Below are 14,112 nucleotides of genomic sequence, written 5' to 3'. Positions count from 1 at the left end.
GTTTGAGCGCCACTGAATTGAAGAATGCGCCCCCAAGCACTGCATCCGGGGCCTCGGATATGGCGCATATCGTCCTGACCTTCGACAACAACAAGCTGGCCAGCGCGCTGTATGGCCAATTCGACGAGAACCTGGCGCGGCTTGAACAGAAGCTCGGCGTCGACATCCGCTCGCGCGGCAACCAGCTGACCATCAAGGGTTCGCCCACGGCTGCAGAACAGGCGCGGCGCGCTTTGGACAACCTCTACGACATTTTGCAGAAGGGCGTCGATATCGGCCAGTCCGACGTGGACGGCGCCGTGCGCATGGCGGTGGCCGCCGACGATCAGCTCGTGCTGCCGACGCTTGAGCGCAAGGGCAAGGTGTCGGCCGCCCAGATATCGACGCGCAAGAAGACGATCTATGCCCGTTCGCTGAACCAGGACGCCTATATGCGCGCGCTGGAACGCTCGGAACTGGTTTTCGGCATCGGTCCCGCCGGCACCGGCAAGACCTATCTGGCCGTCGCCCATGCCGCGATGTTGCTTGAGCGCGGCATGGTCGAGCGCATCATCCTGTCGCGGCCCGCGGTGGAAGCGGGCGAACGGCTCGGCTTCCTGCCTGGCGACATGAAGGAAAAGGTCGATCCCTATCTGCGCCCGCTCTACGACGCGCTCTACGACATGATGCCGGCCGACAAGGTCGAACGTGCCATTGCCGCCGAGGTCATCGAGATCGCGCCGCTCGCCTTCATGCGCGGCCGCACACTGGCGCATGCCGCCGTCATCCTTGATGAGGCGCAGAACACCACCCCGATGCAGATGAAGATGTTCCTGACGCGTCTGGGCGAAAATTCGCGCATGATCATCACCGGCGACCCGACCCAGATCGACCTGCCGCCGAACACGCGTTCGGGCCTGGTCGAGGCCCTGCGCGTGCTGGACGGGGTGCCCGGTGTTGTTACCGTGCGTTTCAACGAGGGCGACGTCGTTCGCCACCCGCTGGTGGCCGAGATCGTTAAGGCTTATGATCGCGACGGCAAGGTTGCACGCGGCCTGGGTGCCGAGAACTGAACCAGCGTGTCTTTTGCCCATCAGGACAAGGTCCGATGACATCGCCTGATCTGCCGCTGGATATCGACCTTGCGGTCGAGGAAGGCGCGTGGCCGCCGGAATCCGTACTTGAGGCGCTGGTCGGTCGCGCTGCGGGGGCAGCCTTTGGCGAACTTGGCCTTGCCGATAATGGCCGGGCGGAACTCAGCGTGGTCTTCACCAACGACGCGGCGATCAAGACGCTGAACGCCGAATGGCGTGGCAAGGACAAGCCTACCAACGTCTTGTCCTTTCCTGCGTTTCCCACAGCCAAAGGTGGCCCGCTGCCGCCGATGCTGGGCGATATCGTGCTGGCGGCCGAGACCGTGGCGCGGGAGGCGGACGAAGAAGGCAAGCCGCTCGAAAACCACATCAGCCATCTCGTCATCCACGGCCTGTTGCACTTGCTGGGTTATGATCACGAGACCGACGACGAGGCGGAAGAGATGGAGGCTGTCGAGCGCCTGGCGCTGGCAAGACTTGCCATTCCCGATCCGTATGCGTAACTAAACGATCAATTGACCGGAAGACGATGAACGAGAAATCAGAGACTGCCGCCCCCACGGACGCCGGCAGTGCCGTAAAGGCTTCCGCGAAGACGGAAGAAGCTCCCAGTCCGAGTACCAGCGCCGGCAGCGTAGCGAGCGAGCCTTCTCCTGCCGGGCCTTCCCTGTTCGAGCGTGTTATCGGCCTGTTCAGGCAGCGCAACGGCACCTCGCTGCGCGAGGAAATCGCCGACGCGCTGGCCGAGACCGAAACCGGTGCGGAATCCTTCTCGCCTGGCGAGCGCGCGATGCTCAACAACATCCTGCGTCTGCGCGAAGTGCGTGTCGAGGACGTCATGGTGCCGCGCGCCGACATCGAGGCCGTGGAGATTTCGACCCGGCTGGGCGATCTCCTGGTGCTGTTCGAGCAATCCGGCCATTCGCGCATGCCGGTCTATTCCGAGACGCTCGACGATCCGCGCGGCATGGTCCACATCCGTGACGTGCTGGCTCACATCACGCGGCTTGCCCGCGTCAAAAAACCGGGCCGCGCCAGCCGCAAGACCCCGGCGGCCGCTTTGTTCGACCTGACCCAGGTCGACCTTGCCCGCACGATTGGGGATCTGAACCTGATCCGACCGGTACTGTTCGTGCCGCCGTCGATGCTGGCATCCGACCTGATGGGCCGCATGCAGGCCGCCCGCACGCAGATGGCGCTGGTCATCGACGAGTATGGCGGCACCGACGGCCTCGCCTCGCTGGAGGACATTGTCGAGATGGTGGTCGGCGACATCGAGGACGAGCACGACGAGGACGAACCGATGATCACGCAGGCTGGCGACGGCATCTATGTCGTCGACGGCAAGGCTGAGATCGATGAGGTCGCTAAGATGATCGGCGGACATTTCGCCGCCGGCGAGCATGGCGAGTCCGTCGACACCATCGGCGGCATGATCTTCAACACGCTGGGCCGCGTGCCCGCGCGCGGCGAAGTGGTGCAGGCCATTCCCGGCTTCGAGTTCCATATCCTTGACGCCGATCCGCGCCGCGTGAAGCGCGTGCGCATCGTCGAGAGCCAGAAGGCGGACGAACGCCGCCGTCGCGCGGTCCGCACCGAACAGGCCTAGGCCCTCGGGTTTTCGGCGGGCTGCCGCGTTTTGCGGCGGCCGCCTGTGTTGCGAGACCTCTTTCCAGGCAACTGGACCGTTTCGACGGCGACTGGATGCACGCCATTCGCCAGTCCCCGTATGGGGCGCCCCCTCCTGTCTGCGACCGCGCGTCCATTTGGAGCCGAAGCCGCGGCCTGATACATCTTCCGCCATGATTCTCGCGACTCGGAAGACCGCATGGAGCGCCTCGCCGGCCGGATAATTCTGCTTTGGGGTTGGCGACGCGCATTGGCGGCCTTTCTGGCCGGTGCGCTGGCGGTTCTTGGTCAGGCGCCTTACGATTTCTTCGCCGCTTGCTTTGTCTCTTTCCCCGTCCTGGTGTGGCTGCTTGATGGCACGACCGGCGAGGCTTCGCGAGGGCTTTTCAGGCGCCTGCGTCCCGCCTTCGCGGTCGGCTGGTGGTTCGGGTTCGGTTACTTTCTGGCCGGCCTCTGGTGGATCGGCCAGGCATTGCTGGTCGAGGCAGACGACTATGCCTGGGCGATGCCTTTCGCGGTGGTCGGCATCCCGCTTTTGCTTGCCTTTTTCTACGGGTTCGCGGCGGCACTTGCCCGTCTGTTGTGGAGCAGCGGCATCGGTCGCATCGCGGCGCTCGCCTTTGCCTTCGCTTTGGCGGAATGGCTGCGCGGCTTTTTGTTCACCGGCTTTCCGTGGAATGCAGTCGGCTACGCCGCGATGCCGGTGCCGCTGTTGATGCAGAGCGTTTCCGCCATTGGCATGAGCGGCATGAATGCGCTCGCCGTGTTCGTCTTCGCCATGCCGGCGCTGCTTGCCGGCCGTCGCGACCTGGTGGTCGGGGCTGCAATCGCCGGCATCCTCGTGGCGGTGCATCTCGGTTTCGGTTATTACCGGCTTACCACGCCGGTCCAGGTTGCCAAGACGCTCGATGTCCGCATCGTGCAGCCGGCGGTCGACATGCGCGAGAAATGGGACGCTTCCGTTCGCGACCGTATCTTCGCCACGCTGCTCGGCATGTCGTCGAAGACGCCGGCATCGGGCAAGCCCAAGCCGCAACTGATCCTGTGGCCGGAAACCTCGGTGCCGTTCCTGTTCACCGAGCGGCCGGACGCCTTGACGGCACTGGGCGAGATGCTGACCGACGGCCAGATGCTGGTTGCCGGTGCGGTGCGGGAGGAGGGGGCTTCGGCCAATGCCGCCACCCGCTATTACAATTCCGTCGTCGCCATCAACGACAAGGGCGAGATCGTCGACGCGGTGGACAAGGTCCATCTGGTGCCGTTCGGCGAGTATCTGCCCTTCGCCGACTGGCTGCGCCGCGTCGGTATCGAACAGTTGGTGGCAGGGCCCGCGATGTTTGCCGCGGGCAACGAACGGCACCCGATATCGTTGCCCGGCGCAATCAGCGGGTTACCTTTTGTTTGCTATGAGGTGATTTTCCCTGACCTGGTGTCTGTTGACGCAACGTCAAGTCAGCTTATTGTGAACCTTACCAATGATGCGTGGTTCGGGGATACCCCAGGCCCCTATCAACACTTCCGTCAAGCTCAGATACGCGCGGTGGAGAATGGCTTGCCTCTGTTACGTGCGGCTAACAATGGCATTTCCGCGGTCGTCGATGCGCGGGGCAGGATCGTCGATGCGCTCGCCATCGACGCCCGCGACACCATCGACGCCCGTGTCGCCGTGGCGACGTCTCAGGACGTCGTTTCGGCCGCCCAACGGCGCGTTAACGGATACCTGCTTATGCTCGCCCTCGCCCTGATTGCTTTCGTCTTATGCGTAAGGCACAAGCTACCGGCGAATTGACAGCCAATATATTAGGAACCCATATTGTAGAGGGTTGGCATCTTTCGCACTTAGTCGCGCTTTATCGGGTGAGGGGGTCGTATAAACCACAGGGTAGGCGTCAAAAAACACGAACAGCCGGAAGAATTCGGCGAGGAAAAAATGGTAGAAGAAAACAAGAAAAAACCAAACCCAATTGACACCCACGTCGGTAGCCGCATCAGACTTCGGCGTAATATGCTTGGAATGAGCCAGGAAAAGCTTGGCGAGAACCTTGGCATAACCTTTCAGCAGATTCAGAAGTATGAGAAAGGCACGAACCGTGTCGGCGCCAGTCGCCTGCAAGCGATCGCCTCGATCCTGAGCGTGCCGGTCGCTTTCTTTTTCGAGGATGCGCCTGGCCAGGATGGTGGCCCGCCGCGCGGTTTCGCCGAGGACAGCGCCATGGCGCTGGCAGCGGAATTCTGCTCCACCCCCGAAGGGCTTCAGCTCAATCGTGCCTTTGTGAAAGTAGCGGATCCGAAGGTTCGCCGGCGGATCATCGACCTTGTCAAATCCCTCGCCGGCGACGAGGCCAACTGACGGCGAAATCGGCCTGTTCGGCTCGTATTTAGAGTGGAGTGGGATGTTTCGGCCCAATCTCCTCTTTGTCGGGAATATTCTTCCGTCACGCCGCCGGGCTTTGATATCCGATACCCTCCAATCGTCTTGACGAGACTGGCGCGCCCCCGCTAACACGTGGCGCGCCAGATCGGCAGCCTGCCGGTCTTTTTCAAGAGGGGACACCCGTGTCGCGGCAGAACTACCTTTTCACCTCCGAATCCGTTTCCGAAGGCCACCCCGATAAGGTGTGCGATCGAATTTCCGACGAAATCGTCGATCTCGTCTACCGCGAGGCCAAGAAGGCCGGCATGAACCCCTGGGACGTGCGTGTCGCCTGCGAGACGCTGGCCACCACCAACCGCGTTGTCATCGCCGGCGAAGTTCGCGTGCCGGACACGCTGCTGAAGAAGGCCAAGGACGGCTCGATCCTGACCGACGCGGGAGATTTCCCGGTCATCAACCCGGCCAAGTTCAAGTCGGTCGCCCGCAAGGCCATCCGCGCCATCGGCTACGAGCAGAGCGGGTTCCACTGGAAGACCGCCAAGATCGACGTTCTGCTGCACGGCCAGTCGGCTGACATCGCCCAGGGCGTCGACAACGCTTCCGACAAGCAGGGTGAAGAAGGGGCAGGCGACCAGGGCATCATGTTCGGTTATGCCTGCCGCGAGACGCCGGACCTGATGCCGGCGCCGATCTATTACAGCCACAAGATCCTCGAATTGCTGGCCGACGCCCGTCACAAGAACAATGGCGATGCCGGCAAGCTCGGTCCGGACGCCAAGAGCCAGGTCACGGTCAAGTATGTCGACGGCAAGGCCGCCGAGGTTACGCAGATCGTGCTCTCGACCCAGCATCTTGAAGAGAGTTGGGATTCGAAGAAGGTCCGCAAGGTGGTCGAGCCCTATATCCGCGAGGCGCTGGGCGACCTGAAGATCGCCAACGACTGCAACTGGTACATCAACCCGACCGGCAAGTTCGTGATCGGCGGTCCCGACGGCGATGCCGGCCTCACCGGCCGCAAGATCATCGTCGACACCTACGGCGGTGCTGCTCCGCATGGCGGCGGCGCGTTCTCCGGCAAGGACACCACCAAGGTTGACCGTTCGGCCGCCTATGCCGCGCGCTACCTGGCCAAGAACGTGGTTGCCGCCAAGCTTGCCGACCGCTGCACGATCCAGCTGTCCTACGCCATCGGCGTCGCGCAGCCGCTGTCGGTCTATGTCGATCTGCACGGCACCGGTTCGGTCGACGAGGCCAAGCTGGAAGACGCCCTGCGCAAGGTCATGGACCTGTCGCCGTCGGGCATCCGTAAGCATCTCGACCTCAACAAGCCGATCTATGCCAAGACTTCGTCCTACGGCCATTTCGGCCGCAAGGCCGGCCGCGATGGCTCCTTCTCCTGGGAGAAGACCGACCTGGCCAAGGCGCTCAAGGACGCCCTGGCTGCCTGACGGCGGATCGGACCATGGAAGAGCAGGGCAGGCGCAGCCGGACGAGCGAGGCTTTCTTCGGCCGGCGGCGCGGCAAGACCATCCGCCCCGCGCAGGCGGTGGCGCTGGAGACTGGACTCCAGCGCTATCGGCTGAACCTCGAGCAGCCGGCACCGGCTGCTCTCGGCGGCCTGTTCGAGGCGCCAGTCTCCTCGATCCGCCTCGAGATCGGCTTCGGCGGTGGCGAGCATTTGCGTCAGGAAGTCTCGACACACCCGGCAACCGGCTTCATCGGTGCCGAACCCTTCGTCAACGGCATGGCCAAGATGATGATGGCGTTGACGCGGGAGCCTGCCGGCAATCTCCGCGTCTTCGACGATGATGCGGCGCTGCTGCTGGATTGGCTGCCCGAGGCGTCGCTCGACTGGATCGACCTGCTTTACCCGGACCCCTGGCCGAAGAAGCGGCATTGGAAGCGGCGTTTCGTCAGCACCGTCAATCTCGACCGTTTCGCCCGGGTCCTGAAACCGGGCGGTAAGTTCTGCTTCGCCTCCGACATCGACACCTATGTGAACTGGACGCTGCAGCATTGCCGCGCGCATGCCGCCTTCGAATGGCAGGCGGATGAGGCGACGGACTGGCATACGCCTTATCCGGGATGGCAGAGCACGCGTTATGAGGCGAAAGCCATCCGCGAGGATCGGCGTACCGCCTACCTGACCTTTACCCGGCTGTAGCGGCGGTCTCTTCGCCGGCTTTCGCGGTCGCTGCGTATGCCAAAGGCAGCGTCACGCGGGCGCAAAGGCCCTTGCCGGTAGCCGGTGTCTCCAGCGCCAGCCTGCCGCCGAACAGTCCGGCGATTTCCTCCACGATCGGGAGCCCGAGCCCGCTGCCCGGCTTGTCCTGCACGGCACCTCGCGAAAAGCGCGCCCGCACCGCGGCCAGCTGTCTGGGCGGAATGCCGGGCCCATTGTCCTCCACCTCGAACACGGCTTCGCTGTTGGCAAAGACACGCACCGTGATTTCCGCCCCATCGCCGGCATAGGCGATGGCGTTGTCGACCAGATTGCCGACCAGTTCGCCCACCAGCAGCGCCTCGCCATGGATGACGACCGGCTGACCGCCCTCGAAGCCGAGATCGACGCCTGCCGCGCTCGCCTTCACCACCCTATCCGCCACGCAGTCCATGGCGATGGCTGCAAGGTCGACCGAGGTCGTCTCGATCCTGTTCGAGGCGGCGGCATCGATGCGGGCAAGCAGCAAAAGTTGCGCGAGAATACGTTCGGCGTGAACCACCGCCGCGTCGGCCGTTTGCGCGGCCGCCCGTGCCTCACTGAGTGACTTGGCGCGTCCGGCGAGCGCAAGCTGCGTGCGCACGATGGTCATCGGCGTACGCAATTGGTGGCTGGCATTGCCGGTGAAGTTGCGCAGGCCTGACAGCGCGCCACCCAACCGCACCATGAAGGAATTCATCGTATCGACCAGACCGCGCACTTCGCTGGGCACCCGGTCGTCGATGGGGTGCAGATCGTCCGGACTGCGTTCGGCGATCGCCGCGCGCAACCGGTAGAGCGGCTGCAGCGCGGCGTTGACGGCAAACCAGGCGATCAGCGCGGCGCCGCCAATCAGGATGGTCAGGCGCAACGCCGAATGCAGCAGGATGGTGCGGGCCAGCTGGGTGCGAGCGATGGTCGTCTCGGCGACGGTGACGACAAAGGGAATGGAATCGACGCCGGTCGAAGCTGAACGCGCCAATGCCGCCAGCCGGATCGGCTCGCCACGGAAGCTGGCGTCGGAGAATTGCGGTTTCTCCGGCACCGGCGACGGCATGATCGGCAATCCGTCATAGCCGGTGATGAAGGTGCCGGGCGGTCCGTCGACGCGATAGAAAACGCGGTCCTGCGCCGCCGAGGTCAGCATCTCCAGTGCCACATAGGGAATGTCGACCTCCAGCGTTCCTTCCTCGGAAACCACGACGCGCTCGGCGATCGCCAGCGCTGAACCCGCAAGCACCCGGTCCGACGCGGCATTCGCCGTGTCCACCGCCTCGCGCCAGGTGTCGACCAGTGCGATCAGGCCGATCGAGATCAGCGGCACCAGCAGCCAGAACAGCAGCCTGCGGCGCAGGGAATGAGGTGCCGCGACGACCATCAGCGGGCCAATTCCATGGTCCGGCTACACTTTTTCAAGGTAGTAGCCGATGCCGCGAGCGGTGCGCACCGTCACCCCGTAAGGCGCAAGGCGCCGCCGCAGCCGGCTGACATATTGTTCGATGGCGTTGAAGGAGAGCTCCTCGTCGAAGCCGGCCAGCGATTCGAGAATGGACTGTTTCGGCACCACCTTGCCGGCGCGCAGGAACAAGGTTTCGAGCAGGCTCACCTCGCGGGCCGGCAGATCGAGCAGCGCGCCGCCGCCGGCAAAGCTGCGCGAAGTGAGGTCGAAGGTCACTTCGCCGAAGGTGACGGTGCTCGATTTCAGGCCGGCATGGCGGCGCAGCAGCATGCGCACGCGCGCTTCAAGTTCGTCGACGTCGAAAGGCTTGGTCATGTAGTCGTCGGCGCCGAGGTCCAGCCCCTTGATCTTGTCGTGCAGGTCGGCGCGCGCGCTGAGGATGAGCACGCCTGGTCCATCCTGGCGCGCCCGGATGCCGCGCAGCACCTCCAGGCCGTCCATACGCGGAAGGTTGAGGTCTAGGATGACGAGGTCGAAATGCTCGGCCGAGAGCACGGCCAAAGCCGAAGGGCCGTCAGTGACATGATCGACGGCATAGCCGCTGCCTTTCAGCACGGCCACCAGCCCATCCGCCAGCGTTTGCGTGTCCTCCACAACCAGTATGCGCAACCGGAGCTCCTTGCCGGGTCTTTTTCCCGGCGACCAGATTAGCAGGTCTTCCCAGTGGGCCAAACCATCGCGCGGCGCTATCCACGCCACTGTGCCGCGACTTGTGGAGCGGGTACCGGTCATGCAATTTGGCCGCCATGCGTTTTGTCGTCCTCGTCATCGCGGCCTTGCTGCCGGCCCCGGCCGTCGCCGAGACCACCCTGTTCCCTGCGCTCGACGGAGAAGCCGGCGCGCGCACCTTGGTCGTCTATTCGGCGCTCGACGTTCCGCTCGCCAAGGGCATGATCGAAGGTTTCCGGCGCGCCAATCCGAGTATCGCCGTGCGCTACGAGGAACTGCTGACAGGCGATATCTACAGCCGCATCGTCGAAGAGACCAACGCCGGAGGGAAGACAGCCGACATGGCCTTTTCCTCGGCGATGGATCTGCAGGTGAAGCTCGCCAATGACGGTTATGCGCAGGAGAGCACCTTGCCGATGAGCGCTCGCTGGCCGCGCTGGGCGAACTGGCGCAACACCGCCTATGCGCTCACCTTCGAACCGGCGGTCTTCGTCTATCACAAGCCGAGTTTCAGCGACGCGCCGCCGCCGGCGACCCGTGGGCAACTGGTCGACTATATCGAACACAACGCCGATACCGTTCAGGGGCGGATCGCCACCTACGACATCGAACGTTCGGGCGTCGGCTTCATGTTCATGGCACGCGACCAGGAGCAATTTCCCGACATCTGGTCGATCGTGCGCACCATGGGCAAGGCCGGTGTGAAGCTCTACTCCAAGAGCTCGGCGATCCTCGAGCGCATAGCCGATGGCCGCGCCATCCTGGGCTACAACATCCTCGGCTCCTATGCAGCGGACTGGGCGGCGCGCAATCCTGATGTCGGCATCGTCATGCCGAAGGACTACACCATCGTCATGTCGCGCATCGGCCTGGTGCCGAAGGCTGCCGGCTCGCCGGATCTCGGCCGCGCCTTCCTCGCCTATTTCATGTCGGCGGAAGGCCAGACCATCATGGCGCGCGATCTGCACATCGCCGCCGTCAATCCCGATGTGTCGGGCGAAAACACCGCCAACGCCATCCAGGCCACGATGGGTGCGCAGTTGAGGCCGGTCCCGGTCAGTCCGGGCCTGCTGGTCTATCTCGACCAGGTCAAGCGCAACCGTCTCGTTGAACGCTGGAACAACGCTTTGCAGGGCCGCTGACAGCGGTTCGGCGGCAAAACCATGGCGTTTTGACCCTCATTCCGGCCTTTCCGACACGATGTCAGTCAGATGTCAGCTTGTTCGGCTAGGGTCCGCGCCGGTCCGGCTGTTGGAGGCGGCCTGGCCAACAGGTCTGGGAGGAGAGGACCACGCGGGTTAGCACCTGGCCACGAAGGCGAGACCTTCGGTGGCGATCGTGGCGGGACGCACTCATTTCTCCCCGGTTTGTCTCATCGCGATGTCGTTCGTTCGGCAACGCGAACCAATGCCAACACGGCGCCGCGTTGCCCCAACGACCGGCGTCCACAGGGAGAGAAACAGTGAAGAAATTCCTTCTGGCGACTGTTCTGATGGGCGCGATGGCAATTCCCGCCTTCGCCGCCGATTACAAGATCATGGCGCCCGCCGCCCCCGGCGGTGGTTGGGACCAGACCGCCCGCTCAATGCAGACCGCGCTGCAGGACGAGAAAATCTCCTCCAGCGTCCAGGTCAACAATGTTCCCGGTGCCGGCGGCACCATTGGCCTCGCCCAGTTCGTCAACCAGGCCAATGGCGACCCGGCGCAGCTCATCGTCGGCGGCTATGTCATGGTCGGCGCCATCCTCACCAACAAGTCGCCGGTGACGCTGGACCAGGTCACGCCTATCGCACGCCTGACCGGCGAATATGAGGCGCTGGTCGTACCGGCCGCCTCCGACATAAAGGACATGGCCGGCCTCGTCGCCAAGCTGAAGGCCGATCCGGGCTCGGTGTCCTGGGGCGGCGGCTCGGCCGGCGGCACCGACCACATCACCGCAGGCCTGATCGCCAAGGCGGTGGGTGTCGATCCGACCAAGGTCAACTACATCGCCTTCTCCGGCGGCGGCGAGGCGCTGGCGGCTCTTCTCGGCAACCAGGTCACGGTCGGCATTTCCGGCTATGGCGAGTTCTCCGAACAGGTGAAGGCCGGCACGCTGCGCCTCATCGGCATCTCCAGCGACCAGCCTGTGGCTGGTATCGAGGCGCCGACCTTCAAGCAGGCCGGTGTCGACGTCTCCATCCAGAACTGGCGCATGGTCGCGGCGGCGCCCGGCATCAGCGCCGAGCAGAAGGCAGCCGTTCTGGCCGACGTCGACAAGATGGCGAAGTCGGCAGCTTGGCAGAAGATCCTGGCCGACAAGGGCTGGGCCGACACTTATCTCGCCGGCGACGACTTCGCCGCACAGCTCAAGAAGGAGGCCGAAATCACCGGCGGCATCCTGAAAGAGATCGGTCTGGTCAAGTGAGCGAGAACGCTCCCAACAAGACGACGCGCCGCCCTGATTGGGCGGCGCTTGTCATCGCCGCGGGGCTGGCGATCGTCGCCGCCGTCATCGTCTGGAGCACGGCGAACCAGAGTGGCACGGCGAGTTATGCCCGGATCGGCCCGACGACCTTTCCATATGTGATCGCCGGCGCTCTGTTCGTGTTGTCGTTGTGGACGGCTGTCGAAGCATGGCGCGGCGATTTCCCGGAGCGCGAGCAACAGGAGATCAGCCCGATCCTGTGGATCGTCGGCGGTTTGGCCGCGCAGATGTTGTTGCTCAAGACAGCCGGGTTCTCGATCGCCACCGGGCTGCTTTTCGCCGCCACCGCCCGCGCATTCGGGCGCGGTCCTTTGTGGAAGACGATCCCGCTGGGCATCGTGCTCGCCTTCGTCGTCTGGTTCATCTTCGCCAAGGGTCTGCAGCTTTCGCTGCCCGCCGGCCCGCTCGAACAGCTGTTCTGAGCGTTATGAGGGAGCGAGGCTTTTCATGACTACGTTCGAACTGCTGGCGCATGGGCTTGTGATCGCCCTGCAGCCAGCCAATCTGCTCTATGCGCTGATCGGCGTCACACTCGGCACCGCCGTCGGCGTATTGCCCGGCATCGGCCCGGCGCTCACCGTCGCGCTGCTGTTGCCGGTTACCTACAAGCTCGATCCGGCCGGATCGCTCATCATGTTCGCCGGCATTTATTATGGCGGCATGTATGGCGGCTCGACCACGTCGATCCTGCTCAACACGCCGGGCGAGAGCGCGTCGATCGTCACGGCGCTGGAAGGCAACAAGATGGCGCGGGCCGGGCGCGGCGGACCGGCACTTGCCACCGCGGCAATCGGCTCTTTCGTCGCCGGCCTCATCGCCACCATCGGCCTCGCCTTCATCGCGCCGACCGTCGTCAAGCTGGCGCTGTCTTTCGGTCCGGCCGAATATTTCGCGCTGATGGTGCTGGCCTTCATGACCGTTTCGGCGGCCTTCGGCGAATCGACCCTGCGCGGGCTGACCTCGCTGTTCCTCGGCCTGATGCTCGGCCTGATCGGCATCGACCTGCAGACCGGCCAGGCCCGGCTTGCCTTCGGCATTCCCGATCTGCTCGACGGCATCGAGGTGACGACGTTGGCCGTCGCCCTGTTTGCCATCGGCGAGGCGCTTTCGGTCGCCGCTTCAAAGGGCGGCGATTCGACCATCCAGGCGATCAAGGGCTCGGTGTGGATGACGCGCGAGGACTGGCGCCGTTCATGGAAGCCGTGGCTGCGGGGCACTGCCATCGGTTTTCCGATCGGCGCCATGCCGGCCGGTGGCGCCGAAATCGGCACTTTCCTGTCCTATTCCGTGGAAAAGCAGATGGCGGAAAAGCCGGAGGAATTCGGCAATGGCGCCATCGAAGGCGTCGCCGGACCTGAGGCCGCCAACAATGCCTCGGCGGCCGGCACGCTGGTGCCCTTGCTGACGCTCGGCCTGCCTACGACGGCGACCGCCGCCATCATGCTGGCCGGTTTCCAGCAGTTCGGTCTGCAGCCGGGCCCGTTGCTGTTCACCAGCAATCCGCAACTCGTCTGGGGCCTGATCGCCAGCCTGCTGGTGGCCAATCTGATGCTTCTGGTGCTGAACCTGCCGCTGATCGGCCTATGGGTGAAGCTGTTGACCATCCCGACGCCCTGGCTCTACGCCGGCATCCTGATGTTCGCGACGCTTGGCACCATCGGCGCCAATCCGTCGACCTTCGAACTCGGCATGCTCCTGGCGTTCGGCCTGCTCGGCTATGGCCTGCGGCGTTTCCACTATCCGATCGCGCCAGTGGTGGTGGGCTTGATCCTGGGGCCGCTGGCGGAACAGCAGCTGCGCCGCGCCGTGGCCATCAGCCAGGGTGATCCGTCGGTGCTCTTCCATTCCTGGATCGCGGTGGTTCTGTGGTTGCTTGCCGCTTCGGCCGTCCTGGTGCCGCTCTATCTGCGCTGGCGGGGCAGGGGGCAGATGCTCACCCAGCTCGCCGGCAACGAGGACTGACCAACACGGGAGGTCGGCGGGTGATCGCCGGCCCACATAAACAAAGCGGAGGCATTTGCCTCCGCTTTTCACTCACTGCCGTCAGCTGCGGCGGATCTTGGCGAATTCGACCGGGTCGATGCCGAGGCGGCGCAGGTCGCGGCCCTTGGGCGCGTGATGGCCTCTAACGGCGCCCGCGGCGTTGATCGCGCTGCCGAACACGTTGAACAGGCTGTTGAGGGCCGCAACGGTTCTGCTGGTACGCATGGGTCTGCTCCATCTGGTTGCCACAACGTTTAT

Annotated in this window: 14 protein-coding genes; 11 read left to right on the top strand and 3 right to left on the bottom strand. The window is 64.2% G+C overall.

Features of this window, described 5'->3' with window-relative positions; translation table 11 throughout:
• Positions 1-2: 2 nt before the first annotated feature.
• The 7 genes from FZF13_RS01645 to trmB all read left to right on the top strand — a co-directional run bounded on the left by FZF13_RS01645 (position 3) and on the right by trmB (position 7,240).
• Positions 3-1,052, top strand: coding sequence for a PhoH family protein (locus FZF13_RS01645; protein WP_036254947.1), 1,050 nt, complete (start codon positions 3-5; stop codon positions 1,050-1,052).
• A gap of 35 nt (positions 1,053-1,087) precedes the next feature.
• Entirely contained in the window at positions 1,088-1,576 is a 489-nt protein-coding gene (gene ybeY, locus FZF13_RS01640) for an rRNA maturation RNase YbeY (protein WP_024922285.1), read from the top strand.
• Positions 1,577-1,602: 26 nt separating this feature from the next.
• Complete coding sequence (locus FZF13_RS01635; RefSeq protein ID WP_024922286.1) at positions 1,603-2,682, top strand: hemolysin family protein; 1,080 nt, start codon at positions 1,603-1,605, stop codon at positions 2,680-2,682.
• A gap of 219 nt (positions 2,683-2,901) precedes the next feature.
• Positions 2,902-4,491 (top strand): apolipoprotein N-acyltransferase, encoded by a 1,590-nt coding sequence (gene lnt / locus FZF13_RS01630; RefSeq protein ID WP_024922287.1) that lies wholly within the window; start codon positions 2,902-2,904, stop codon positions 4,489-4,491.
• Between the two features lie 141 nt (positions 4,492-4,632).
• Positions 4,633-5,052, top strand: a complete 420-nt coding sequence (locus FZF13_RS01625) for a helix-turn-helix domain-containing protein (RefSeq protein WP_024922288.1) — start codon at positions 4,633-4,635, stop codon at positions 5,050-5,052.
• Positions 5,053-5,258: 206 nt separating this feature from the next.
• Positions 5,259-6,524, top strand: a complete 1,266-nt coding sequence (metK, locus tag FZF13_RS01620) for a methionine adenosyltransferase (protein WP_024922289.1) — start codon at positions 5,259-5,261, stop codon at positions 6,522-6,524.
• Between the two features lie 14 nt (positions 6,525-6,538).
• The gene (gene trmB / locus FZF13_RS01615; protein WP_024922290.1) at positions 6,539-7,240 is read left to right on the top strand and encodes a tRNA (guanine(46)-N(7))-methyltransferase TrmB; all 702 of its coding nucleotides are present in this window, start codon (positions 6,539-6,541) and stop codon (positions 7,238-7,240) included.
• Here trmB and FZF13_RS01610 read toward each other — a convergent pair.
• Positions 7,227-8,654, bottom strand: coding sequence for a sensor histidine kinase (locus FZF13_RS01610; RefSeq protein WP_051504848.1), 1,428 nt, complete (start codon positions 8,652-8,654; stop codon positions 7,227-7,229). The two genes, trmB and FZF13_RS01610, sit on opposite strands and share 14 nt — an antisense overlap.
• Before the next feature lie 24 nt (positions 8,655-8,678).
• A complete protein-coding gene (locus tag FZF13_RS01605) occupies positions 8,679-9,344 on the bottom strand; it encodes a response regulator transcription factor (protein ID WP_036254946.1) in 666 nt (221 codons plus the stop codon).
• A gap of 137 nt (positions 9,345-9,481) precedes the next feature.
• On the opposite strand from FZF13_RS01605, the gene FZF13_RS01600 reads away from it, so the two are divergent.
• The 4 genes from FZF13_RS01600 to FZF13_RS01585 all read left to right on the top strand — a co-directional run bounded on the left by FZF13_RS01600 (position 9,482) and on the right by FZF13_RS01585 (position 13,833).
• Positions 9,482-10,546 (top strand): ABC transporter substrate-binding protein, encoded by a 1,065-nt coding sequence (locus tag FZF13_RS01600; RefSeq protein ID WP_024922291.1) that lies wholly within the window; start codon positions 9,482-9,484, stop codon positions 10,544-10,546.
• A 320-nt stretch (positions 10,547-10,866) separates the two neighbouring features.
• Positions 10,867-11,811 carry a Bug family tripartite tricarboxylate transporter substrate binding protein gene (locus FZF13_RS01595; RefSeq protein ID WP_024922292.1) on the top strand — a complete coding sequence of 315 codons (945 nt, stop codon included), beginning with the start codon at positions 10,867-10,869 and terminating at the stop codon, positions 11,809-11,811.
• On the top strand, positions 11,808-12,293 hold the full coding sequence (locus FZF13_RS01590; RefSeq protein ID WP_024922293.1) for a tripartite tricarboxylate transporter TctB family protein: 486 nt from the start codon (positions 11,808-11,810) through the stop codon (positions 12,291-12,293). Before FZF13_RS01595 ends, FZF13_RS01590 begins: the two co-directional genes overlap by 4 nt.
• A 25-nt stretch (positions 12,294-12,318) precedes the next feature.
• The gene (locus FZF13_RS01585; RefSeq protein ID WP_024922294.1) at positions 12,319-13,833 is read left to right on the top strand and encodes a tripartite tricarboxylate transporter permease; all 1,515 of its coding nucleotides are present in this window, start codon (positions 12,319-12,321) and stop codon (positions 13,831-13,833) included.
• Positions 13,834-13,914: 81 nt separating this feature from the next.
• Here FZF13_RS01585 and FZF13_RS28770 read toward each other — a convergent pair whose 3' ends face one another.
• On the bottom strand, positions 13,915-14,079 hold the full coding sequence (locus FZF13_RS28770; RefSeq protein ID WP_162835313.1) for a hypothetical protein: 165 nt from the start codon (positions 14,077-14,079) through the stop codon (positions 13,915-13,917).
• Positions 14,080-14,112 lie beyond the last annotated feature (33 nt).

Origin of the sequence: Mesorhizobium terrae (genome assembly GCF_008727715.1) — a bacterium.
Classification (GTDB): Bacteria; Pseudomonadota; Alphaproteobacteria; order Rhizobiales; family Rhizobiaceae; genus Mesorhizobium; species Mesorhizobium terrae.
Note: the sequence above shows the minus strand (reverse complement) of the source record. Positions and strands in the feature narration are given on the sequence as shown.